Origin of the sequence: Alicyclobacillus vulcanalis (assembly GCF_900156755.1) — a bacterium.
GTDB lineage: Bacteria > Bacillota > Bacilli > Alicyclobacillales > Alicyclobacillaceae > Alicyclobacillus > Alicyclobacillus vulcanalis.
This window is the reverse complement of record NZ_FTOO01000008.1, coordinates 1-22,536: the sequence shown is the minus strand read 5'-3', so window position 1 is coordinate 22,536 and position 22,536 is coordinate 1. Positions and strand designations below refer to the sequence as shown.

25 protein-coding genes, 2 tRNA genes and 1 rRNA gene are annotated in these 22,536 nt (G+C 60.5%); 1 reads left to right on the top strand and 27 read right to left on the bottom strand.

All coding sequences use genetic code 11. The features are described 5' to 3' along the window. Entirely contained in the window at positions 1–774 is a 774-nt protein-coding gene (locus BW934_RS09820; protein WP_234969719.1) for a CheR family methyltransferase, read from the bottom strand. 25 nt (positions 775–799) lie between these two features. Here BW934_RS09820 and BW934_RS09815 point away from each other — a divergent pair, with 25 nt between their 5' ends. Beyond that, entirely contained in the window at positions 800–1,669 is an 870-nt protein-coding gene (locus BW934_RS09815) for a patatin-like phospholipase family protein (protein ID WP_076347612.1), read from the top strand. Positions 1,670–1,764: 95 nt separating this feature from the next. Here BW934_RS09815 and ndk read toward each other — a convergent pair whose 3' ends face one another. The 26 genes from ndk to rrf all read right to left on the bottom strand — a co-directional run bounded on the left by ndk (position 1,765) and on the right by rrf (position 22,488). After that, positions 1,765–2,214 (bottom strand): nucleoside-diphosphate kinase, encoded by a 450-nt coding sequence (gene ndk / locus BW934_RS09810; RefSeq protein ID WP_076347610.1) that lies wholly within the window; start codon positions 2,212–2,214, stop codon positions 1,765–1,767. An 85-nt stretch (positions 2,215–2,299) separates the two neighbouring features. Next, complete coding sequence (locus BW934_RS09805) at positions 2,300–3,265, bottom strand: polyprenyl synthetase family protein (RefSeq protein ID WP_076347608.1); 966 nt, start codon at positions 3,263–3,265, stop codon at positions 2,300–2,302. A gap of 12 nt (positions 3,266–3,277) precedes the next feature. Continuing rightward, on the bottom strand, positions 3,278–3,982 hold the full coding sequence (locus BW934_RS09800) for a demethylmenaquinone methyltransferase (protein WP_076347606.1): 705 nt from the start codon (positions 3,980–3,982) through the stop codon (positions 3,278–3,280). Position 3,983: 1 nt separating this feature from the next. After that, positions 3,984–4,673 carry a heptaprenyl diphosphate synthase component 1 gene (locus BW934_RS09795; RefSeq protein ID WP_234969718.1) on the bottom strand — a complete coding sequence of 230 codons (690 nt, stop codon included), beginning with the start codon at positions 4,671–4,673 and terminating at the stop codon, positions 3,984–3,986. Positions 4,674–4,764: 91 nt separating this feature from the next. Continuing rightward, positions 4,765–4,998: a trp RNA-binding attenuation protein MtrB gene (mtrB, locus tag BW934_RS09790; RefSeq protein WP_076347602.1), complete on the bottom strand. Its 234-nt coding sequence runs from the start codon at positions 4,996–4,998 to the stop codon at positions 4,765–4,767. Positions 4,999–5,059: 61 nt separating this feature from the next. Continuing rightward, positions 5,060–5,136, bottom strand: a tRNA-Pro gene (locus BW934_RS09785). Between the two features lie 179 nt (positions 5,137–5,315). Continuing rightward, positions 5,316–6,365 carry a zinc-dependent alcohol dehydrogenase family protein gene (locus tag BW934_RS09780; protein WP_076347600.1) on the bottom strand — a complete coding sequence of 350 codons (1,050 nt, stop codon included), beginning with the start codon at positions 6,363–6,365 and terminating at the stop codon, positions 5,316–5,318. A 137-nt stretch (positions 6,366–6,502) separates the two neighbouring features. Further along, positions 6,503–7,981, bottom strand: coding sequence for a stage IV sporulation protein A (gene spoIVA / locus BW934_RS09775; protein ID WP_076347598.1), 1,479 nt, complete (start codon positions 7,979–7,981; stop codon positions 6,503–6,505). A gap of 272 nt (positions 7,982–8,253) precedes the next feature. Then, positions 8,254–8,634 (bottom strand): glycine cleavage system protein GcvH, encoded by a 381-nt coding sequence (gene gcvH, locus BW934_RS09770; RefSeq protein ID WP_076347596.1) that lies wholly within the window; start codon positions 8,632–8,634, stop codon positions 8,254–8,256. Between the two features lie 68 nt (positions 8,635–8,702). Then, positions 8,703–9,740 (bottom strand): NAD(P)H-dependent glycerol-3-phosphate dehydrogenase, encoded by a 1,038-nt coding sequence (locus BW934_RS09765; RefSeq protein WP_076347594.1) that lies wholly within the window; start codon positions 9,738–9,740, stop codon positions 8,703–8,705. Further along, positions 9,740–10,351, bottom strand: coding sequence for a glycerol-3-phosphate 1-O-acyltransferase PlsY (gene plsY / locus BW934_RS09760; RefSeq protein ID WP_076347592.1), 612 nt, complete (start codon positions 10,349–10,351; stop codon positions 9,740–9,742). The genes BW934_RS09765 and plsY overlap by 1 nt, the downstream gene beginning before the upstream one ends. Positions 10,352–10,381: 30 nt before the next feature. Beyond that, complete coding sequence (gene der, locus BW934_RS09755; RefSeq protein ID WP_076347590.1) at positions 10,382–11,710, bottom strand: ribosome biogenesis GTPase Der; 1,329 nt, start codon at positions 11,708–11,710, stop codon at positions 10,382–10,384. An 85-nt stretch (positions 11,711–11,795) separates the two neighbouring features. Continuing rightward, the gene (locus BW934_RS09750; protein WP_076347588.1) at positions 11,796–12,332 is read right to left on the bottom strand and encodes a hypothetical protein; all 537 of its coding nucleotides are present in this window, start codon (positions 12,330–12,332) and stop codon (positions 11,796–11,798) included. An 89-nt stretch (positions 12,333–12,421) separates the two neighbouring features. Further along, complete coding sequence (gene rpsA / locus BW934_RS09745; protein ID WP_076347586.1) at positions 12,422–13,579, bottom strand: 30S ribosomal protein S1; 1,158 nt, start codon at positions 13,577–13,579, stop codon at positions 12,422–12,424. A gap of 230 nt (positions 13,580–13,809) precedes the next feature. Then, a complete protein-coding gene (locus tag BW934_RS09740; protein ID WP_076347584.1) occupies positions 13,810–14,415 on the bottom strand; it encodes a lysophospholipid acyltransferase family protein in 606 nt (201 codons plus the stop codon). Continuing rightward, positions 14,405–15,082 (bottom strand): (d)CMP kinase, encoded by a 678-nt coding sequence (cmk, locus tag BW934_RS09735; RefSeq protein ID WP_143232629.1) that lies wholly within the window; start codon positions 15,080–15,082, stop codon positions 14,405–14,407. The genes BW934_RS09740 and cmk overlap by 11 nt, the downstream gene beginning before the upstream one ends. A gap of 79 nt (positions 15,083–15,161) precedes the next feature. Continuing rightward, complete coding sequence (locus BW934_RS09730) at positions 15,162–15,635, bottom strand: hypothetical protein (protein ID WP_076347580.1); 474 nt, start codon at positions 15,633–15,635, stop codon at positions 15,162–15,164. A 49-nt stretch (positions 15,636–15,684) separates the two neighbouring features. Beyond that, positions 15,685–16,329, bottom strand: coding sequence for a flagellar brake protein (locus BW934_RS09725; RefSeq protein ID WP_234969716.1), 645 nt, complete (start codon positions 16,327–16,329; stop codon positions 15,685–15,687). Positions 16,330–16,433: 104 nt separating this feature from the next. Beyond that, positions 16,434–17,678: a PepSY1/2 domain-containing protein gene (locus BW934_RS09720; protein WP_076347576.1), complete on the bottom strand. Its 1,245-nt coding sequence runs from the start codon at positions 17,676–17,678 to the stop codon at positions 16,434–16,436. Between the two features lie 15 nt (positions 17,679–17,693). After that, complete coding sequence (gene sleB, locus BW934_RS09715) at positions 17,694–18,497, bottom strand: spore cortex-lytic enzyme (protein WP_076347574.1); 804 nt, start codon at positions 18,495–18,497, stop codon at positions 17,694–17,696. Positions 18,498–18,606: 109 nt separating this feature from the next. After that, positions 18,607–18,804, bottom strand: a complete 198-nt coding sequence (locus BW934_RS09710) for a hypothetical protein (protein ID WP_076347572.1) — start codon at positions 18,802–18,804, stop codon at positions 18,607–18,609. Positions 18,805–18,833: 29 nt separating this feature from the next. Then, positions 18,834–20,060, bottom strand: a complete 1,227-nt coding sequence (locus BW934_RS09705; protein ID WP_076347856.1) for a Glu/Leu/Phe/Val family dehydrogenase — start codon at positions 20,058–20,060, stop codon at positions 18,834–18,836. Between the two features lie 212 nt (positions 20,061–20,272). Beyond that, complete coding sequence (locus BW934_RS09700; protein WP_076347570.1) at positions 20,273–20,887, bottom strand: adaptor protein MecA; 615 nt, start codon at positions 20,885–20,887, stop codon at positions 20,273–20,275. 161 nt (positions 20,888–21,048) lie between these two features. Next, complete coding sequence (locus tag BW934_RS09695; protein WP_076347568.1) at positions 21,049–22,029, bottom strand: substrate-binding domain-containing protein; 981 nt, start codon at positions 22,027–22,029, stop codon at positions 21,049–21,051. A 249-nt stretch (positions 22,030–22,278) separates the two neighbouring features. After that, positions 22,279–22,358, bottom strand: a tRNA-Leu gene (locus BW934_RS09690). A gap of 13 nt (positions 22,359–22,371) precedes the next feature. Next, positions 22,372–22,488, bottom strand: a 5S ribosomal RNA gene (gene rrf / locus BW934_RS09685). Between the last annotated feature and the right edge of the window lie 48 nt (positions 22,489–22,536).

The window sequence follows — 22,536 nt, the reverse complement described above, 5'->3', positions numbered from 1 at the left end:
TCAAGATGCGCCGGTCTTCTCATACATAAAAGGGGCGACAAGCCGGAAATCGCGCGCGTCGATGCCCACCAGCTGTTCCGTGCTCCCCACAAACAACAGGCCTCCAGGCCTCAGGGCGCGCGAAAAACCGAGGATAATCTTTTGTTTCGCTGCGTCGGTCAAATAGATCAGCAAATTGCGGCATACGATGAGGTGGAGATCGCGAGGATACGGATCCGCGAGCAGGTTGTGCCGCTCAAAGCGCACGGCTCGGCGAACGTGCGGGGCAACGCGCCATCCGCCCGACACGGGCTCAAAGTAGCGGACTCGCCGGCCTTGCGAGACGTTGACCAGTGCGCGCTCCGGATACACGCCGCCCATGGCGATGTTCAGAGCGTCTCCATCCAAGTCGGTCGCCCAGATGTCCGCCTCAAGGCCGAGTTCCGCGCACAAGATGGAAAGGCTGTACGGCTCTTCGCCATGGGCACAACCCGCGCTCCACGCGCGCAGCGGTCCATCCGGCGGCAGAGCTTGCAGCCGATGCTGGAGGTCGGCCCACCGCTCGGGATTCCGAAAAAATTCAGATACCTGTATGGTGATGCGGTCGACGAGCTCCTGAAGAAGCTTGGCATCTCGCGAAAGCGCCGCGGCGTACGAAGCAAAGTCCGGGAAGCCACGGCGATCCCGGAGATGCGCAAGGCGGCGCTCCATTTGCGGACGCTTGTATTGGCGAAGGTCGATCCCAGTCAACCTCCGGACGTGATCGACAAACTCGAGGTACGAATCCAGGGTCACTCACTCCACAAAGGCGGGGGTTTCTGTGGCAAACGCAAGGTGGAATCTCGGCATCGCCCTTTCGGGTGGCACGCTGAAAGCCGCGGCGCACGTGGGGGTCTTGTCCGCACTCGAGCGATTGGGCGTGTATTCAGACGCCATCGCAGGGACAAGCGCGGGATCCCTCGTGGCCACCCTCTATGCGTACGGCTACCGCGCCGACGATCTGGAGCGGTTGGTCGGCTCGTTTCCCGGGTGGCGCCTCATGGACTACGGTTTTCCCACCATACAATCGCTTATCACCCTGGGGGCCATCCGGCTCGGGTTCCGCACGCGAGGGGAACCCATGCCACCCGGACTTCTTCGCGGCGTGCGGTTCCGGCGGTACATTGAGCGCCTGCTTGCGCCACGCAGACCGCAGATGCCACTCTTCGTCCTTGCAACCGATCTCGTCTCGGGGCGCCCCATCATCCTCACGCCGAACGAGGTGCGCATGGACACCGTCGAGCGCACGGACGACGTGGCCGCCGCAGTCGCGGGAAGCTGTGCGCTGCCCGGCGTGTTCCCGCCCGTCAGGCACGGTCCCTATTGGCTCGTGGACGGCGCCATGCGCCACTACGTGCCCGTCAGCGCGCTGAAGCAGCTCGGATGCCGGCACATTCTTGCGGTGAACCTCTACAGACTCCCAGCCGAATACCATCCCAAGACCATGATCGATGTGTTTCTACGCGCATTCGAGATTCTCCTGCGAGAGTCCATTGACAACGACCTCGAGGCGGCGTCGGTTTTACTGCTCGAGCCGGACCTATCGCCGGTTCAAGGCCGCTTTTTCGAGCGACTTCCCGCCTATATTCGCGCTGGTCGCGCTTGTGTAGAACACCAAGCAGACGCCATCCTCACGTTCATACGCGCATGAACGCCCGCGCGCATACGCGCACGCTTCCGGCCGGCGGTCGACCGTCTCTCGCTCCAAGTCGAAAACGAAAAACCCGCGCTTTCGCGCGGGCTCCTTTACGCGAGCCATGCATCCAGTGACCGCTCGTAGCTGAGCGCACCCTCTGGGAACCAGAGCTCCATTTCGCGCTTGGCGCTTTCTGGAGAATCGGAACCGTGCACGACGTTCATCCCGATGGTGAGGGCCAGATCGCCGCGAATGGTGCCCGGCTGAGCCTCCGCCGGGTTGGTCTTGCCCATCATCCCCCGCACGACCGCAATGGCATTTTCGCCCTCGAGGATCATCGCAAACACCGGGGCGGACGTGATGAACCGCACCAACTCCGGGAAAAAGGGCCGTTCACGGTGTTCCGCGTAGTGCGCCTCCGCGAGCTCCTGAGAAACCTGCACGAGCTTGGCCGCGACGAGCTTCAACCCCTTTCGCTCGAACCGAGCCAAAATCTCACCGATGAGTCCGCGCTGCACCCCATCGGGCTTCACCATGACAAAGGTCTGCTCTTGCGCCATGTCGTCATCCCTCGCCCTATGCTTGTTGTCCGCAGATTGGCCACAGACGGCGCTATTGTAAGAAATTCTTCGCACCCATTGCAAGTCAGTATTGCCGCCGGATGATAAACGTGGTGAGGCCCATCAGCTGGTCGCGCACCGTGGTTCGGCTCACGCGTTGGAGGAGCTGCCTCGACTTCTCCAGGTATCGCTCCGCCAAGCGCTTGGCCTCGTCGAGCGCTCCCGAGGACACGACGATGTGAATCGCTTCCTCCGCCTCCTCGTCGCGCATCCCTTCGTGGACCAGTGCCTTGAGCCGATCCCCCAGCTCCGGACGCGAAGCAGCCAGAAGGGCCGGCAGCGTCAGATTGCCCTGGCGCAGGTCTCCGCCCACCGGCTTGCCCACAATTTCGGAGGCACCTGTGAAATCCAGCAAATCGTCGACGATTTGAAACGCCATGCCCGCGGCGTGCCCGAACTGCGCGAGCGCCGAGACCTCGCGCGCCTCTGCGCCCCCCACCATCGCGCCCAACTGACAGCTGAGCGAGATGAGCAGCGCCGTCTTGCGATGAATTCGCCTCAGGTACGTCATGATGCCCTGCGACCAATTGTAAAAGTCCTCAATCTGTTCGATCTCGCCTTCGCACAACAGCACGATGCCCCGCGCCATCAGGCGGTGGACCTCCAGGTTGTCCACTTCCGCGAGCAGTTGAATCGCACGTGCAAACAGGTAATCCCCGGTGTACATCGCCGCAAGGTTGCCGTAACTTTTGCGAACCGTCGGCCGACCGCGGCGCAAATCGGCGCGATCGATCACGTCGTCATGAACCAGCGTGGCCATGTGAATCATTTCCAGAGCTGCAGCCAACTTGGCGACGTCCTCGGACCACTCGCGTTCCCCAAGGCCACAGATCAACGCGAAAAGAGGGCGAATCCGCTTGCCGCCGGCCTCCAGCAGCGTTCGTCCCGCCTTCGCCAGATCCGCATGATCCGCGTGCGCGCGCTCGTCCAACAGGCGTTCGACGCGATCGAGTTCATGTCGGTACTGGAGGTAAATCTCATGAAATTCCACGCCGACCGCTCCTCATTTCCATCCAATGTGGAAAGCCGCAATGCCGAACGTCAGCGGCCGACTCCACACATCGCGCAAGCCCACGCGGCGGAACATCTCTTCGAGCCCCTTTCGATCGGGAAAATCGATCAGCGACTCGGGCAACCATGCGTACGGCTCGCGCTCGCCCACCACGAGTTCCCCGATTTTCGGGAGTACCCGGTAAAAGTAAAAGTAGTACAACCGGCGAAACCAAGCGGCCTCCGGTTTCGAGAGCTCGAGCGAAACCACGGCTCCCCCGGGCTTGACCACGCGTGCCATCTCGCGAAGGCAGCCTTCCGCACTCGGCATGTTGCGGAGCGCAAAGCCGATGGTGCATAGATCAAACGAATTGTCCGGAAACGGGAGGTTCATCGCGTCCCCGTGCACAAACTCGACGCGATCGCGAAAAGGAAACTGTCGACGCCGCTCTTCGGCGACTTCGAGCATGGCCTCCGTGAAATCGAGGCCGATGACCCGCCCGCCAGGCCCGAGGCGCTTTGCGATGGCAAACGTCCATGCCCCCGTCCCTGCCGCCACATCCAGCACCTGGGCATCAGGAGAAAGCGGCAACTGGCGCATCGCGTAGTTGCGCCAGAGACGATGTTGTTGAAAACTGAGCACGGAATTCATTGCATCGTAGCGCCTGGCGATTTTCGAAAACACATCGTGCACATATGCCGACTTATCCCCGTGCATTTCAACGCTTCCCTTCCGCTGCCTGAAGCCCTTGCGGCTCCTCCGGAAGGGCGTATTCGAATACCGGCCACGTCCCGCGCACCCGATTCGGGTCCTTGGATACCGCCGTGTTCCCGTCGCGACCCCGCCATCCACCGGCCGCCCCGCGCGTGAAGACGCGAACTTTGGCGGCCCCGGCGATGACGCGAGCCCGCACGGCCTCCTCGACCCTCTGCATCCAGGGCGCAGGGTCCGGGTGATAGTGGCGAACCAAGGCTCGGAGCAGCTCTGCCTCGATGGTCGACATCCGCTCGACGTACACGTCCAGCGAGAGCGGCGACGCCATCAGCAGGTCCATCTTGGCTTCGTTGATCCGCACGACGGCTTCACACAGCTCGCGCATGAGCGCGCGATTGCCGAGCTGAGCAAGCAAAAGGTAGTACTTGCTGCTGTCGTAATCCCCTGCGAGCACCACAAGGCCCTGTTCAGCCGCCGCCCATTCGTCAATCTCATCGTGAATCGAGAGCCCCTGCTCCAACAGAAGCATCGCGGTGAGGACCTGTTCCGCTTCGACATCCGGCACTTCAGCCGACCGCAGGATGGCGTAACCGAGTTCGAAATGAAAGGGACTCACCGCCTGGCGGACCTTCCGCTTGGCCAAGTAATCGTGATTCATATGCGTCTTGGCGTAACGCGTTACGCGTTGAAACATTGCCTCCCGAGCGTCCGTCAAGCCGGTGTCATCTCCTTCGAACGGGCCGTCCCTCGTATGCTGCGGATAGTATATCATAAATGGTGGACGCTCACGCGTCCTCGTCGGTCCGCACCACCCCATACCTCGTGTAAATGACGGCTTTGCCCCGAATTTTGATGGCGGATGTATGCTCCGTGAACTGCGCAATCATAACCTCACTCTTGTCCAGTTTCTCGGCATGATGAAACCGCGTCTGCGGTCCACGCGTCATGCCGTTCACCTGCACCCCGTTTTCGAGTGCGCGAATCACCACGTAATCGCCGCTGTAGGGCGTGTCAGCCAAGGCCGCAGCCTCCTTCGAATCCGCCTAAAATACGAAGACCAGCGCTCAACACGCTGGTCGCTGGTCGGAATGACGGGATTTGAACCCGTGACCTCTACCTCCCCAAGGTAGCGCGCTACCAGGCTGCGCCACATCCCGACGTCCTTCGCTCTATTCCTGAAGCCGAAGATGATTGTAGCACGAGCGGCCCTTTTGCGCAAGTGCACCCCGGCTGAATCGCCTGCCACGCCAAAACGCCATCCCGAGCCGGCGAGAGATGGCACAGGATGGCCCTCGCCCACTGCGATCCGGCCATCCTGTGATCCTGTGAAGTCCGTTCAGAACGTCGTGATGACATTGAAACCCGTTGTCTCAAACCGCGTCATCTTGTCGAAGACGTCATGGATATCCGCGAGAGAAACCTCGCGCTCCACGAGGTCCCTCGGCCTGAGGCGTCCTTCAGCGACGAGCGCTAAGAGTCCCGCGTAGTCGGGATGCGGGATGCCGAGACTGCCCACCACTTCGATTTCACAGCTCGTGATGAGGTCCATCGGCAAAGGCACGAATCCACCCTCTTCCGACGTCGTCAGGCCTATTTGGACGTGCCGGCCTCCTTTGCGCAGGCATAGGACCGAATGAAGGACCGTGTCCCGAATGCCGAGCGCATCGATGCTCACATGTGCTCCACCCTGGGTGATCTCGCGAATGGCTTCGACCACAGGATCCTTGCGGGCGTTCACCACCGCTGACGCCCCTTCGGCGCGTGCCTTCACGAGTTTATCGTCATCCACGTCCACGGCGATCACGCGTGCGCCCATCGCGTGCGCCGTTTGAATCGCCGACAGTCCCACGCCGCCTGCCCCGTGGATCGCCACCCACTGGCCCGGACGGACGCCGCCCCGCATCACGCCGTGATAGCCCGTCATGAAGCGACACCCCACGGCCGCAGCGGTCAGCGCGTCCACCCCCTCTGGCAGGCGAATTAAATTCAAACTCGCATTCCGCACGACCACATATTCGGCAAAGCTTCCGTCCCAACTGAATCCGTAAATGCCCACGTTGTCGCAACGATTCGGAACGCCGGCGTGGCAGTGCTCGCAATGTCCGCAGGCGTAGTGAAACGGCACGGTGACTTTGTCCCCGATCGAAAACCCTTTCACGTCGCGCCCGAGCGCGACGACCTCGCCCCCGAACTCATGCCCCGGTGTGATGGGCAGTGCAGGGCTCAGGCCGAGCCACGACCAATCGCCCATCCACCCGTGCCAGTCGCTCCGGCAGATTCCGCTCGCTTCCACGCGAATGACTGCATCGTCCGGCCCAGGCGAAGGATCTGGCACTTCCTCGATGACAAGCGGTTCGCGAAATGCCACCATCCGCGCAGCCCTCATGGCTTGTCCATGCTCCTTTCCAAACCACCACTCGGACCCTCGTCCACTAGATGCGTATGCTGCGGCTATCGGGAACATGACCCGTCTGAAACGGAACGCCCGCCCCTCGTGTGCATGGGGGCGGGCGCAGGCGCGTGTCACAAGATGATGGCGATGAGGCCACCGCTGCCTTCGTTGATAATCCGCTGGAGTGTCTCCTTCAGTTTAAACTGTGCGCTCTCAGGCATGAGCGACAGTTTTGCAGAAATGCCCTCGCGCACGATCGCGGCGAGCGATTTACCGAAGATGTCGCTCTCCCAAATTTTTAGCGGATCTTTCTCGAAGTCCTGCATCAGGTACCGGACCAGTTCCTCGGACTGCTTCTCCGTGCCGACGATGGGCGCAAATTCGCTCTCGACGTCGACCCGAATCATGTGGATGGAGGGCGCGGTCGCCTTCAACCTCACGCCAAATCGCGATCCTTGCTTGATGAGCTCCGGTTCGTCGAGCGTCATCTCCTCGAGCGCCGGTGGCGCAATGCCATAGCCCGTGAGCTTCACCATGCGCAGCGCTTCGGCAACTTTGTCGTATTCCCGCTTGGCATAGGTGAATTCCTTCATCATCTTCAGCAACTGGTCTCGACCAGTAATCTGAACGCCGACGATCTCGGTGAGCACCTGGTCGTAGAGTTCGTCGGGTGCGTCGAGCTCAATGACGGCGACTCCGTGACCCATGTCCATGTGAGCCAAGCCACACGCCGAGACGAAGGAGAACTGCGCGAACTGGGCGACAACCCGATCAATATCGCGCACGCGGCGAATGTCGCGAATCGTCTCGCGAACCGCCTCTTCAAACTGCTGCCTCAACCAGTGGTCGGGATCGAGGACCATGACCCAGTTTGGAAGGTTGACGTTCACCTCTTTCACCGGGAACTCGTAGAGGGCCTCGCGCAGCACGTAGTAGATCTCGTGCGTCGTCAGCGTGGCGCAGGAGAGGGCCAGGACAGGCACGTCGTACTTTTCGGTCAGCTCCTCCCGCAATTGCTGCACGCGCGGATGGTCGGGCGTCACCGAATTCACAATCATCACGAATGGTTTCCCGAGCTCCTTCAGTTCCGCTACCACGCGCTCTTCCGCGGCCACGTAATTTTCTCGCGGAATTTCGGCCACAGAACCGTCCGTCGTCACCACGATGCCAATCGTCGAGTGGTCGGCGATCACCTTACGCGTGCCGATCTCGGCCGCCTCTTGAAAGGGGACGGGATCGTCGAACCACGGCGTCGTCACCATCCGCGGGCCGTTCTCGTCCTCGTATCCCCGCGCTCCCTCCACGGCATAGCCGACGCAGTCCACGATGCGCACGTTTACGTCAAGCCCTTCCGCGACGTGCACCTGAACCGCTTGATTCGGGATAAACTTGGGCTCTGTGGTCATGATGGTGCGCCCTGCGGCACTTTGGGGGAGCTCGTCAATGGTTCGAGCGCGGTCAGCTTCGTCTGGAATATTGGGGATGACAATCAGTTCCATGAACTTTTTAATAAACGTTGACTTGCCAGTGCGCACGGGGCCGACCACGCCGAGGTATATATCGCCCCCCGTCCGCTCCGCAATGTCTTGAAAGACGTCGAATTTTTCCACGTTTCTCCCTCCTCGAGATGACCGGCGTGGACAGCATGAACGCATGCCTCGCCCCGGCCCACCGACAATCCACGCAGACGTCACGCCATCGATGGACAGTAGCCAATATATGCGGCGCAAAGGCCGGTATGCTTCGCGAAGCAGAGCGCCTCGTCCCTGACGCCACTATGTATACGGAAGGGAGACGTAGAATAGAACCTTGGCACAGAGGGAAGGAGGGGGGATCAAGACAAGGGATCCACGCCAATCACGGCCTGGATCCCGGGCAAGGCTTATCGCTGGATGTGCTGACGATAGGCTTCTGCGTCCAAAAGCGCCTCGAGCTCGGCTGGGTCCGCCATCTCGACGACGATCATCCACGCCTCGTCGTACGGCGACTCGTTGACCTTTTCGGGGGCAGCTGCAAGCGCTTCGTTCACCTCGACCACGCGCCCGCTCACGGGAGCGTACAGATCCGACACCGTCTTGACCGACTCGACGGTGCCAAAGGTGTCTCCCGCTTTCACCTCGGCGCCCACCTCGGGCAACTCCACGTACACAATATCCCCGAGCTCGTCTTGGGCGAAATCCGTGATTCCGACATAGGCGCGGGAACCCTCGACGCGTACCCATTCATGTTCACGTGAATACTTCAATCCGTCTGGAATGTTCACGAGCAGGCCTCCCTCCACGGCTCACCGACGGTAGTGTACCAGATTGCCTCATGCGCTGCCACGCGCAACTATGGCAAGCGAAACTCCGCAGTCAGCGGCTGGGCACCGATGTCCTCCATCTCGTGGTTCTTGCCCCGTGTCATGAGCAATTCGATGCCTTCTGCAGGGGAAATGTCGCCCGTCAGCACGCGCGCAATCGCCTGCGTGATCGGCATTTCCACGCCAGATCGGCGCGCAAGTTGCTCTGCGGCAAACGTCGCGTTCACGCCCTCGACCGCCATGCCGATGGCGTCAAGCACCTCCGGCAAGCGAAGTCCCTTCGCCAAAAGCCGGCCCGCTCGGTGGTTCCGGCTGTGTTCACTCGTGCACGTGACGATGAGATCGCCAATACCTGCGAGACCCGAGAAGGTCAGAGGCGATGCGCCGAGCGCCACGCCCAGGCGCGTGATCTCCGCGAGCCCGCGCGTCATGAGCGCCGCGCGCGTGTTATCGCCAAGGCCCAACCCCTCCGCCAAGCCCGCCCCAAGCGCGATGATGTTCTTCAAAGCCCCGCCCAACTCTACGCCGATCACGTCAGCCTGCGTGTACACGCGAAATCGATCCGTCATCAGCGCATCCTGCGCGCGTTCCGCCACCTGCCTGCTCGCGCTCGCCACGACGACCGTCGTCGGCATCTGGCGAATGACTTCCTCCGCGTGAGACGGTCCCGAAAGAACCGCGAGCCGCCGCTCCATCCCAGGGATCTCCCGCTCGAGCCAGGCGCTGACCCGCAGATTGTCCGGCCGGACGAAGCCCTTGACGGCGTGGACCACAAGGACGTGATCGGGCAACGAACGAATCAGCGGCAAGGTCTCCGCAATGGCGCCCGAAGGCACCGCCAGCACCACCAGGGAGGCCCCTGCCAGGGCCTCGGCGGGATCTGCCGTCGCTGTGAGCTGCGGCGGGAGGTCCGCCCCTGGGAGATAGCGCTCGTTCCGATGCCTGACCGTGATGTCCTCCGCCACTTCGGCGCGGCGCGCCCAGACGGTCACGTCCCACCCATTCCACACGAGGACCGCGGCTAGCGCCGTGCCCCAACTGCCCGCTCCCAAGACGCACGCCTTCATCACACGCCCTCGCTTGTCCGGTCGAAAATCCGCCGCTCGGTCCCATGCAGCAGGCGGTCGATGTTGGAACGGTGCCGATACAAGGCGAGCAGAGCAAGCACGATGCTCGCGGCAAAGGTCCAGCCCTCAAAGTGGAACACAGCGACGAAGACAGGCACGAGGCAGACGAAGACGATCGACCCGAGGGACACGTAACGGGTGAGCGCGATGACGGCTAGACACACGAGTCCGGCGATCACGGCCGCGAGCGGCGCGAGCCAAAGCAGCACGCCGATGGTGGTCGCGATCCCTTTCCCACCGCGGAACCCAAAAAACAGCGGCCAGTTGTGACCCACCACCACCGCCACCGCGGTCAGGGCGAGCACCCACGCGGCGTGCGGCGTCAGCGCGTCCGCTATCCACAGGGCGATCGCGCCTTTCAATCCGTCGAAGATCAGCACCAGCACGCCCCACTTGAGGCCCAACGTGCGCATCGTGTTGGTGGCGCCCGCGTTCCCGCTGCCCAAGGCGCGAATGTCGCGGCCGCTGACCCAGCGCACCACCAGGGTGCTCGTCGAAATCGAGCCGATCAAATATGCGATGACGATGCTCAACAGCGAAACGAACGCCATACGACCAACGCTCCCTCTCAGGCCGTTCCGTCAACGCGATTCGGCTTCGTCGCGCGCTCGCAGGACGATGCGAATGGGGGTCCCCCGGAAGCCGAACGCCTCGCGAAGCTGATTTTCAAGATAACGTTCATACGAGAAGTGGCTCATCTCAGGATCATTGACGAAAATGACAAACGTCGGAGGCTTGACGGCGACCTGGGTCCCATAGTAGAGTTTGAGCCTCCGTCCTCCCTTTGACGGCGGTGACACGGAAACCTGGGCATCCGCCAAGACGCGGTTCAGCGTGGCGGTCGGCACCCGCATCGCGTGAAACTCAGAGACTTCCTTGGCGACATCGAGCAACCGATTCACCCGCTGGCCTGTCAGGGCGGACACGAACACCACGGGCGCAAATCGGAGAAACGGAAACTCCTCCCTGATCTTTTCCTCAAATCGGTGGGCTGTTTTATCGTCCTTTTCGATGGCGTCCCACTTGTTGACCACGAAGGCGATGGCACACCCGGCGTCCAGCGCGTAACCGGCCACGCGCTTGTCCTGTTCGACGATCCCCGTTTCTGCGTCAAGGACCACAAACGCTACGTCCGCGCGATCCAGCGCCCGAAGCGCCCGAAGCACGCTGTATTTTTCGATGCGCTCGTACACTTTTCCTTTTCGCCGCATGCCGGCCGTATCGACCAACACATACGACTGGCCATCTCGAACCAGCAGCGTGTCGATCGCGTCGCGAGTCGTCCCCGCGATCGGACTCACCATCACGCGCTCCTCACCCAGCAACCGGTTGACCAGGCTTGACTTTCCCACGTTTGGCCGGCCGACGAAGGCGATTCGAATGGCGTCTTCATCTTCGTCCTCGTCCGAGCGCTTCGGCAGGGCCTCGACGACCGCGTCCAGCAAGTCGCCGGTCCCCTTTCCGTGCTCCGCCGAGAACGGGATCGGTTCTCCAAACCCCAGCCGATAGAAGTCATAACGCAGCGCCATCTGTTCGGCGTGATCGAGCTTGTTCACCCCAAGCACGACAGGCTTTCGAGCGCGGCGCAGGACGTCCGCGACATGCTCGTCCGCCTGTGTCACACCTTCGCGGCCGTCGACCACAAACAGAATGACGTCCGCTTCATCAATGGCGATTTGCGCCTGCACCCGAATGAGGTTCCCCATTTCGTCCTCGTCGTCCAGCTCGATCCCGCCCGTATCGATCACGCGAAACGACACGCCGTTCCAATCGCTTTTCCCATAGATGCGGTCCCTGGTCACGCCGGGCGTATCCTCAACGATAGACACGCGACGGCCGACCAAGCGGTTGAAGAGGGTCGATTTGCCGACGTTTGCGCGGCCCACGATGGCCACGACAGGCAATGACATGCATCGTCACCTCCGTTCTCCTTCGTTGGTCTTCCTCCTGCGGCAGGTCGCCGGCAGCCCATTATCTCGGAATTCGCGGTGCACGTCAATGACCGGAACGCTCGCGGGCATCCTCCAACGATCCCGCACTTGTTCGCGACATCCACCGAGCACAAGCCTCGAACATCGCGGCAAACACGAACACCGAGGACATCTGTAGCTCGTCTCGGAAAGCCAAGCCGCCAAACAGCACCACGCCCGCGCTGACAAGCGCTCGCGTAAGCGGGGCCGGCGAAAGAAGGGCCGCGCACACACCGGCCACTGCGCTCGACCAAATTTCTGGAGATACGCCGGCAAAGTCAGCGAACGGGGCCAGCTTGGGCCAGGCGAGCATCACGGCGATGGCCACAGCCGCCACCCCGAACGACCGCCAAGGCGCTTTCCTCAGAGAGGCCAGCTCGTAAAGGGAAATCATCAACCACAGCGTCGGTGCCACCCATTCGGGAACGAGCCACCGCAACAGCCACGCTGCGAGACAAGCGACCACCACAGCCCTCACGAGCCAGCGAGGGCGAACGGAAACAGGCGGCCACAGGCCGAGCGCAAGTGCTGCCGGAATCACCCAGATCATCCCGCCCTGCAAGCCGCAATACCTCCAAGCCTCCAAGACCGAATCCGCACTCGCGTATAGAAAACCCCGCCCTCACAGGCGGGGTCACGTATCGGTGGATGTCACTTAAACAAATCGCCGAAAAGGTCGCCCAACGTCGGCCCTGAAGCCCCTTCGTTGCGTGGCTCAGCCGGCCTCCGCTCGCGGCGGCCCCCACGCGCCTGTCCACCCCGTGAAGAGGACGAGTCCCGCATCGACAGCGAGATCCGCTTGCGCTCCGGATCCACACTCAACACGCGAACCGTAACTTCCTGACCGGGTTCAAGGACGTCCGAAGGCTTGTCGACGTGCTCGTTCGAAATCTGCGACACGTGCACCAGACCTTCCAGGCCCGGTCGAAGCTCCACAAATGCTCCGAAGTCCACCACGCGGCGAACCACGCCCTGGACCACATCCCCAGGCTGGAACTCGTGCGCATAGGTTTCCCACGGCTCAGGCAGCGCGGCTTTAATGGAGAGGGAAATGCGGCCCGCATCTGGATCGACGCGCAGCACGCGCACCTTGACGCGCTCGCCCTCGTGCACGACCTCAGACGGATGATTCACGTGCGAAAACGAAAGCTCGGAGATGTGAACCAGGCCGTCCGCGCCCCCTACATCGACGAAGGCGCCAAAGTCGGTGAGGCGCTGAACGGTTCCCTCGATCACGTCGCCAGGCTTCAATTCCTCGAACACCTTGCGCGCACGCGCCTCGCTTTCTTCCTCGAGAACCGCACGCCGCGAGAGAATCAACTTGTTTTTGTGCGGGTCAACCTCCACCACCTTGCAGCGGAGTTTTTGACCTTTGAATTGCTCGAGATTCTCGACGAAATGCCGGTCTACCAAGGAGGCCGGAATGAACGCGCGCACTCCCACGTCTGCGACCAGTCCGCCTTTGACGACATCGCGGATCTCCACTTCAATCGGCTCGCCGCTTTCCAGAAGCTGTTGCATGCGCTCCCACGCGGACGTCTGCTCCGCGCGGCGCTTCGACAGCGTCACGTGACCGGACTCCATATCGACCTTCAGAACCTGAGCGGTCACCGAGCTGCCGACGCTGACCACGTCGCTCGGGTTCGTCCCTGGCACCGCGGACAGTTCCTGCGGCGAAATATGCCCCTCATAACCGTGAGGCAGCGCGACGGTCACGCCGTGATCGTCCACGGCGGTCACTTCGCCGGTCACCACGTCCCCCTCGCGAACCGCCGCATCGGTCAACATTTCACGCAAATCCTCAGACATGTCAATGGCCTCCCGTTTCGATGGTCACTTTATGATGGCAACGCGCGACAGGAGTCGGCGTTCATTCGCTGTGTCCCAAGCGACGCCAAGCCCACGTTGACCTTCCACAAAGGTTACCTATAGCATACCAAATTGAACAAGCCCCAAACGCCCTTTTGGAATCACCACACCCAACTTTGTATACGCCTACTGTAACACAGTCCTGCCCCGTAAGGGAAACCACTCGTCCATTAAAGAGGAAGTTCGGTTTGTCCACAGAGGGCCATCAGCTGATCACGAAGGTTTTGCAGGATCTCCGCATCTGTCCGATCGCCGACTTGAATGGGCGTTCCGAAACGCACCTCAATGCGCTGAAACAACCGATACCGCCCTCGAATGCCGACCGGTTGAATGACCGCGCCAGCTTTGCGCGCAATCGACACAATGCCGGGCTGCAAAGGGCCGAGCTTCCCGGTTCGCGACCGGTGGCCTTCGGGAAACATGACGAGACATGTTCCACGTTGCAGCACGTCAATGGCCGTGCGGATGGCACGCCGATCCACCCGCCCACGCTCGATAGGAAATCCGCCCAGCGCCACAAAGATGCGGCGCAAAACCGGGATGCGGAACAACTCGGCCTTGCCCATGAACCGTATGTATCTCGGAACCAGAATGCCTAGAAGCGGAGGATCAAAGTTGGACAAATGATTGGAGGCGATGATCACGCCTCCCTGGCGAGGCAGCTGCTCGATCCCCTCCACGCGCAGGCGAAAACAGGTGTGGAAAAACGTCGTGACGACAGCCCGCGCGAAACGGTAGAACGGGGTGCGGGGCAAATCGGTGGTGTCACCGGACATGAGCATTCTCCACCAGCTGCACGATCTCGTCCACCACGGTTTCAATGGACTTGTCCGTCGAGTCAATGCGCACCGCATCGTCCGCCATCCGAAGCGGCGCAATCGACCGTTCGGAATCCTTACGGTCCCGTTCAATCACGCTCTTCACCATGTCCTCCAAAGACACGTGGTACCCCATGCGACGGTACTCTTCTTGGCGCCGCCTCGCACGCTCCTCTGGCGCAGCCGTCAAAAACACCTTCACGGTCGCGTGCGGCAACACGACGGTCCCGATGTCGCGTCCATCCATCACCACGGAATGGCGCTCGGCAAATGCCCTCTGCCATTCCGTCAGCAACTGCCGAATGCGAGGATGCGCTGCGACGGTAGAGACCAAGGCGCTGACTTCCGGCTCGCGGAGACGAGATGTCACATCCACGCCGTCGATCACGACCTGCAGCGTGCGGTCCTCCCCCTGTTCGAACGACACGCAGTGTTGCTCAAGCAGGGCCTCCACATCCTTCTCGGAATGGACATTGGTTCCCTCTTTTGCGCACAGATACGCGACAGCCCGATACATGGCGCCTGTGTCGACGTACATCAAGTTCAGCCGCTCCGCAACCCGCTTCGCGACGGTACTTTTGCCGGCGCCAGCGGGTCCGTCGATGGCGATGGTCACAGGTGCCACGTCGAAACCTCCTTCCGGCTCAATACTCATTGCCTCGATGGTAGCATAACCGGAAAAGGTTCGGCAACGCGCTCAGCGCTCAAAAGAAGGTCACGGGCTCCAGGGACGCCGTGGCCGTTCCGCCCCCCAGCGTGATGGTTTCACCGGTCACGGGGTAGAGCATATCGCTCGCCCCATCCTCGACGTAAATCGTGACGACCGGGCCGTTGGGCGTCGTATCCCGAAACGAGATGACGTCGCCTGGATGCACCAAAATCTGCATTTCATCTGTTGTAAACGGGCCGAGCGACACGCCGTTGCGAAAGACGATGACGTTCGCCGCCCGCGCGGCACTGTCAGCCGTCAGCACCAGGCTGCCGGTCGCATCCGTCAATCCCGGCGGTGTCCCCGTCTGAACCGAAAATGCGGGGCGAGATGCGGCCCATGCTTCGATTCGCCCTCGCACCCCAGGCAGTTGCATGGCACATTGGGCAAGGACAAGGGTTGTCACCGTTCCCAATGCCACCGGGACGAGCACGTCATCAAGAAATTGGCGCATCCGTCGAATCGCCATGGACATCCCTCCACAGCTAAACGTATGCACCATCCCGGCCGCTATGAATCTATCTGCTCCGCAGAGCGCGCTGACGAAGGAACGTGTAGCGAACCACTTGATCGCGCACGCGTTCCGGAATGTCGACAAACTGCATGGAAATCGTCTGGCCTATCGACTCCGCCTCGACGCGGACGACCTGACACGCCACGTGGAGACGATACGACGTATACGGAAGCGTGACATCGACGAGCGTACGATCCCGATATTGAATATCCACCGCTTCCCTCGTGCGCACCGCCAGACCGCCTCCGCTGATATCGACGGCCTGCGCCACGTGGGTTTGCCCCGTGCGAAGGCATGTGACCGCGACTTGGGCATCGAGCGACACCCGAAAATATTCCCGGCGCTGAATTCTCACCAATTCGCCGCACTTCAGTGGATGAACGAGGCGCACGGCCGGAGTCGGAATGTACGACAGGCCAAGAATCTTCGAGGCATATTGGTATACATCGTTCTCCGACGCCGCGTACTCAATGACGAGCGTTGTATCCACATGCACGTCCATTTCGCGCCCTGTACCTTGATGGACGGGAACGTCCGCGTACAGAAAATCCTGGTCCAAATCCGCGACGCGCGACTTATAACTATGTTCCGAGGTTTCACCTACGACGCGGACGCGCAACGGAGCCCCAATCGGCGGTATCATTGGCATACCGTTCCCCATCCCTTCCAATCTCCTGATTTATTATACACGGAGAAAGGGATGTTGCGGGGATTCCTAGGCATGACAGCTCATCCGTACCAGAACTATCCGTATTATGTCAAGCGCTCGATACTCAGCTCATGGCCCGTGCACCTGTCAAGCACCACGCGGTACGGTTCATCCGTAGCCCCGAATGTGCCGTCAAACGCAACCGCCTGAACCCACCGCCCGTTCGGGTCTTCCGCCAGTACAACTCGCTCATCCTGCACGTGAAACTGGGGACCCAAACGGCTGCGGAGATCGTCCTCCGACAGCGGGTGCGCTGCCTTGGGCAAGGTTTTCGGAGGCCATTTGCCGCGATCGTAAAAACCCACGACCTGGCCTTGATCCAAGGCGACGACGACCTTGCAGCTTGCGTCCAAAGCCGGCACCCCTTGCACCACCGGCTGATAGGTAAACCGCGCGATCCCGTCCACCTGGTTGGCATACGTGCGGACCATCGGCGGCAATCCGACTCGACTCAGCCAACGAGAGGCAATCGAGGCCGCGTCCGCCAGATCCACGCGCGCCTTTCCGAGCGGCCGCACGACGCGGTAGCTGGCAAGCATCCCCGACTGTGCGAATTCGACGCGCACAGGGTGTCCCTGCGCGGTGCCAGTCACCAAGATGTACGATCCGTTGCGCGGATCGCGCACCTGAGTGACCTTGGGCTTCTCGAGCTGGCTCCCCACCAGGCGCTCAGCCTTTGAGATCCAAAGGCCGGGATGGACGGCGTCCGCAGCTTTGGACTTCGGCGGTGAGGCTGGACGTGACATCACGCTTGCCTGCACTCTCGCCAGTGCATTGCGAACGCTGGAGGCGAGCTCTGCGGCCGATTGATGGTCCAGCATGGAGCCGGGATGCCAGGCGATGGGCTCCAGTTGTGTCTCCAACTGCGTCACCGTCTGGTAAGCTTCACGTAGAGCCTCTTGAACACCCGCGTTTCGCGGCGAAACATCCGTGATCATCCAGTGTTCGGCTTCAAAGCCGATTTGGTGCAGTTCCTGGTTGATGCGGTGATCCGGCCCGCCATCGGGAATGCGCGCCATGTCCTGTTGCGCGGCATACGCATATTTTTCGATGTCAGCTAAATGCCGGCGAAAGGACTCTGGGTCTGCCATCATCGAGGCGGATGCCACGGCGGCGCGCAGGGCATCGAGATCTGCAACTTCCGCCCGCAGAGCACCTGCGTACCCCGCGTCCACCATGGCCGCGAGCGATTGCGCGCGGTGTCTCTGACTGTCTCCCCAAGCCAATGCCGCCCCGCCTGCTGCGATCACGGCAGCGGCCGCTCCGATCCACACTGCCCATCGATGCATGGTCTCATCCCCTCCTCATGCCGTAAAGATGTGATGACCAATGGTGACCAGCTCAGGCTGGGCCCACATCCAGGCATTCGATGTCTTCGCCGGATTAAAATAATAAAGAGCACCATGCGTTGGATCCCAGCCATTCACCGCGTCGATCACCGCTTGCATCGCCTCGCGATTCGGCTGAAGGTTGATTTGGCCATCGTTCACACAGTCAAACGCTCCGGGTTGATAGACGATGGCCGGGATGGATTTCGGGAACTTTGGATCGTGCAGTCGATTCAAGATAACCGCCGCGACGGCGACCTGTCCCTCAAACGGTTCACCGCGCGCTTCTCCGTAGACGACGTGCGCCATGAGATTCAAGTCGCTCGCGCTGAGGTTGTCCATCCCATGCGTGAAGCCATCGCCCGACACGAGTGTGCCGGTCGCCTGACCCGCGGACGCAGCGGTCGCGGGAGAGGCTGCGGACGTCCCGGAAGGACGGTCGGGAAAGTCCATTTTGTAGTTCCAGTTGGGGGTGGCTTTCACGAGCATCATCTTCGTTCGCATGTCCACCTCGCCGGTGACCGGGAGACCAAAGTTGTATTGAAAGGTGCGAACCGCCCAATACGTCTTCCAACCGAACACGCCGTCAATTTTTCCCCAGTAATAGCCAAGGAGGTGCAGGCGCCCTTGCAGTTCGTCGACATCGTATCCCGTGCTTCCGTAAATCAGGTTGCGGGCCGTGAACGCATGCAGGGCGGGCGCCGTGATCACCGTGTCCGTGGTCGTCCAGGCCGCAAGGATGAGCGCCCAAGCCGAGATCGCTCGCTTCGCTTTTGTCATCCATGTGCCTCCTTTCGCTGAAAGTCCACAGGCGATGACAAACCGTAGTCTGTAGACGGACAAAAAAAATATGCCCGGGTTTCCCCGGACACGTGAAGGCATTCAACCTTCAGCCGATCACTTCGATATCGAAATCCTTGTCGTTGTCACAAAGGCAACGCTTAAATCCGGTTTCGATGTTGCCCTTTGAATCGCGCGTACCCCGCAGAATAAACGTCTCGCCGCACTTCCGGCATCGGATCACCACTTTAATCCGATGAGCGGCCGGTGTCGGTTCTTGAGCCGACAACGACGACTCAGCGCGCATGGAGATCCCTCCTTCACCTGGGTCTCGCTTCAAATCCATCCTCGCCAACGACTTGCTTCCGCCAACCGCTGCACGCCCACGATGTAGGCCGCCAGCCTCATGTCAACGCCGTACCGCACCGCCACTTGATAGACGCGATCGAACGATTGCCGAACGCGCTCGTCCAACTTCTCCTGGACTTCAGATTCACTCCAATAATATCCCTGGTTGTTCTGCACCCATTCAAAATACGAGACGATGACGTCGCCAGCAAACGACAGCACGTCCGGCACCACGAGAATCTCCCGTTCCATCAGCACCTGCATGGCGTCCTGAGGGGTCGGCGTGTTGGCCGCTTCCACGACGAGAGAAGCCTGAATCTTGCCCGCCAACTCCGACGTCACCGTCACACCCGAGGCCGCCAGAACCAAGATATCGCACGGCTGAACCACAAGGTCGCGGTTGCTCAGCACATCGCGGTACAAACGCGTGACCGTTCCAAACGAGTCCCTGCGCTCCAACAGTTCGTCGACATCCAAGCCCGCTTCACGGTACAGTGCGCCGTACGCATCGCCGACGCCAACGATGCGGGCGCCGCGATCGCTTAGATACTTCGCAAGATAGCTGCCGATGCCACCGAAGCCCTGCACGATGACACGCTGGCCTTCGAGGCTTCTGTCTGTTTGACGAATCGCCTCTTGCAGCGTGAGGGCGATTCCGCGCGCCGCGGCTCCATCCCGCCCACGGGTTCCGCCCAAGATCACGGGTTTCCCTGTGATAAACCCAGGGCTGTCCGACTCCCGAATGTGCGAGTACTCGTCTAGCATCCAGGCCATGTTCTGCGAATTGCTGAATGCGTCCGGCGTAGGCACATCTTTCGCAGGACCCACCACCTGGCTGACGGCACGCACAAAGCTCCGACTCACGCGTTCGATCTCGGAGAACGACATATCGCGCGGGTCACACACAATTCCGCCCTTCGCTCCGCCGAACGGAAGCTCGGCGATGCCGCACCGGATTGACATCCATATCGCGAGCGCCTCCATCTCCTCCAGCGTGATATCTGGATGGAGTCGAATGCCTCCCTTTGTCGGCCCGATGGCGTCATTGTGTTGCACGCGGTAGCCGGTGAAGACCCGCACGCTTCCGTCGTCCATCCGCACGGGAAACCTGACCGTCAACACGCGCATCGGAAGTTTCAAGAGGTCGAAGGCCTCGCGTCCGTACCCGAGGACGTCGAGCGCCTGGCGGACGATAGCCTGTGTCTCTTCAAGCATGGACGTACCCTGTTGACGCTTGTCCGCGGACGCCACAGAATCTGCCAAAGTGTGTACCACCTTTTCCCGGTTGTCGACAGGATGAAATCGAATGAAGACAGCCCTAGTATACACGCCCGTCCGCATTCCGAAAAGCGGACGAAATTTCGCTGAGGCATGAAAAAACGAAGAGTAACTAGAGTGATCTAGTTACTCTCGCTTATATCGAGCGATCACGCCGGAAAGTTCTGCAGGAGCTGTTCCATCGCGTGATCGGCGAAAATCACCTTTCCATATTCCTCAAGAACCCATGACGTCACGCGACTCATCTCACCGTATTCTGCCACCAGGGAGAACACTTCCTCCCACTGTTCAGGCCGGAGATCTCCCCGGATGACGAACTGGTAAGCGCCGTCGTAGTGGTATAGCGCTGTATGCACGGGATACGGATGCAGCGTCCTGCACGCCGCCAGGAGGTCATCGAAATCCCGAAAAGCCACGACCATATGTGTCGGCGTGGAACGCGGCGAAAACCCATGGTCCCGTTCGAAATAGGCCTCTTCGTCCTCCGCGTACTCCCCGTCATCATGTGAAGCCCCTGGCATGGACGGGATACGCGTGACGATGACCACCACGCCCTCCGTCGGCATTGTGAACGCCTCGACGGAAATCGGACCCGCAATGTCGAACCCGACCTCCATATAAGCGGTCTCCATCATATCCCAAAAGAGATCCTGCACTTTCTTCCCGTTGTGCCAAATTTCATCGCGATCGATACCTCGCTCCTCGAGGTCGTCGTAGCTGATGAAAATTCGCACCTTGTCTCGGGCAATTCGCTCGACTCGCATCGGCGTTCCCTCCTTATCGCCAAAGGCCGAGTGAAAGGGCGTGTGATAAAGTATATTATACCTCATTTGCTCCCCATGTCATGGCGTACCGCCTTCCGGGCTCTGCTTCGTCGAATCGCCCATTGCCAAACCCGCGTAACCGGCGATACCCCGACCACGCCTCAGCTCGAGGCGCGCTCCACAATGTTATGCTGCAAAATGACCGTGTAATTGTCGACAGGCTCGTCCTGAAGGAGCTTCGTCAGTAAGCGCATGGAGACCGCCCCGAAATCATACATCGGTTGGGCGATCACGGTCATCTCAGGCCGCACCATCACCGCGAGCCGAGTGTTATCGAACGCGATGACCTTTACATCCCTCGGAACGACCATCCCCATGTCCTGCACCGCGTGGATGGCCGCCAACCCGAGTTCATCCGAAGCGGCAACCACCCCATCTAAGTGATGCTCCTCCAAATACGCTCGGATGATGGGTAGCGACGTCTCGTAGCGCCCGCGTCCAGTTCGAATGACATGCAGTTCCTGTCCCCGCATGCGATTTTGCGCGCCCTGAAGGCGCCTATCCGCCACGACAGAAAACCCTTCATCCATGGTGATAAAGCCGATGCGATGACATCCCTTCTGCAATAGGAAGTTCACGGCATCCCTACCTGAACGGTAGTTATCAATGTTAACCGAAGGAATGCGCCGCTCGGGATCCTCCGTTGCACACAGCACCACCGGGATTTGCGCCTCTTCAAATGCGTCGATCTCCTTGGAAGTGAGGACATTCGTCATGTACAGAATGCCGTCAACCTGCTTCTCCCACATGGTGCCGATCAAATTGACTTCCCGGTCGACCTGGGCGTCGGAGTTCACCAAAAGAATATTGTAATCGTACATATTCGCGATATCCTCAATTCCGCGAACCATCTCCGCGACAAACGCTGCTGAAACGTCTGGCACGATGACGCCTATGGTACGCGTCCGCTTGCTTGCCAAGCCCCTCGCCACAGCGTTGGGCCGGTAACCCAATTTTGCAATAGCTTCCAACACGCGTTTCTTCGTATCTTCTTTGACCACCGCCGTCCCGTTGATCACGCGGGACACAGTAGCCATGGAAACCTTTGCTTCCCTCGCAACGTCATATATCGTCACAGGCATGGCAACCCCACCTCTCGTCCGTCGTCGGCAATCCATGGTATTCGGTTTTGTGTCCTTATTATAATCAAGTTTGGCCAGCCCCTGTAAAGTTCCCGACTCCACCAATGTGAACACATCAAAAGCTCGCCGAAGGCGAGCCTCCAGATGGAACCCTGCGCTCTATGTTCGCTCCTCAGACACCCACCTATGTATGAACCTGAGACGAATAAAGGGTCCGGAATTCTCCGAACCCTCAAGTCTCTGCATGAATGCGGGTGGAGGGACTCGAACCCCCACGGTCGCCCGCCAGAACCTAAATCTGGTGCGTCTGCCAATTCCGCCACACCCGCATACTTCTCCTTCGCCTGGCAACGACCTACCTTCCCAGGAGGCTGCCCTCCCAGTATTCTCGGCGCTGGAGGTCTTCACGTCTGTGTTCGGGATGGGTACGGGTGTTTCCCCTCCGCTTTGGTCACCAGACATCAGCTTCGCTCCATGCTCCCTCGGAGGGCTTCGGCCTTCGGCCTG

What these genes read in the sequence shown, in the direction of transcription:
- BW934_RS09780 (WP_076347600.1), bottom strand. Translation starts at nt 6,365, where the DNA reads ATGAGGGCTGCGCGGATGGTGGCATTTCGCGAACCGCTTGTCATCGAG.
- sleB (WP_076347574.1), bottom strand. Translation starts at nt 18,497, where the DNA reads ATGACAAAAGCGAAGCGAGCGATCTCGGCTTGGGCGCTCATCCTTGCG.
- BW934_RS09740 (WP_076347584.1), bottom strand. Translation starts at nt 14,415, where the DNA reads ATGTCCGGTGACACCACCGATTTGCCCCGCACCCCGTTCTACCGTTTC.
- BW934_RS09695 (WP_076347568.1), bottom strand. Translation starts at nt 22,029, where the DNA reads ATGCCTGTGACGATATATGACGTTGCGAGGGAAGCAAAGGTTTCCATG.
- BW934_RS09705 (WP_076347856.1), bottom strand. Translation starts at nt 20,060, where the DNA reads ATGCTTGAAGAGACACAGGCTATCGTCCGCCAGGCGCTCGACGTCCTC.
- der (WP_076347590.1), bottom strand. Translation starts at nt 11,710, where the DNA reads ATGTCATTGCCTGTCGTGGCCATCGTGGGCCGCGCAAACGTCGGCAAA.
- BW934_RS09710 (WP_076347572.1), bottom strand. Translation starts at nt 18,804, where the DNA reads ATGCGCGCTGAGTCGTCGTTGTCGGCTCAAGAACCGACACCGGCCGCT.
- rpsA (WP_076347586.1), bottom strand. Translation starts at nt 13,579, where the DNA reads ATGTCTGAGGATTTGCGTGAAATGTTGACCGATGCGGCGGTTCGCGAG.
- BW934_RS09730 (WP_076347580.1), bottom strand. Translation starts at nt 15,635, where the DNA reads ATGGCGATTCGACGGATGCGCCAATTTCTTGATGACGTGCTCGTCCCG.
- plsY (WP_076347592.1), bottom strand. Translation starts at nt 10,351, where the DNA reads ATGGCGTTCGTTTCGCTGTTGAGCATCGTCATCGCATATTTGATCGGC.
- BW934_RS09765 (WP_076347594.1), bottom strand. Translation starts at nt 9,740, where the DNA reads ATGAAGGCGTGCGTCTTGGGAGCGGGCAGTTGGGGCACGGCGCTAGCC.
- BW934_RS09720 (WP_076347576.1), bottom strand. Translation starts at nt 17,678, where the DNA reads ATGCATCGATGGGCAGTGTGGATCGGAGCGGCCGCTGCCGTGATCGCA.
- BW934_RS09795 (WP_234969718.1), bottom strand. Translation starts at nt 4,673, where the DNA reads ATGTTTCAACGCGTAACGCGTTACGCCAAGACGCATATGAATCACGAT.
- BW934_RS09800 (WP_076347606.1), bottom strand. Translation starts at nt 3,982, where the DNA reads ATGCACGGGGATAAGTCGGCATATGTGCACGATGTGTTTTCGAAAATC.
- BW934_RS09725 (WP_234969716.1), bottom strand. Translation starts at nt 16,329, where the DNA reads ATGCCAATGATACCGCCGATTGGGGCTCCGTTGCGCGTCCGCGTCGTA.
- ndk (WP_076347610.1), bottom strand. Translation starts at nt 2,214, where the DNA reads ATGGCGCAAGAGCAGACCTTTGTCATGGTGAAGCCCGATGGGGTGCAG.
- BW934_RS09700 (WP_076347570.1), bottom strand. Translation starts at nt 20,887, where the DNA reads ATGCGAGTCGAGCGAATTGCCCGAGACAAGGTGCGAATTTTCATCAGC.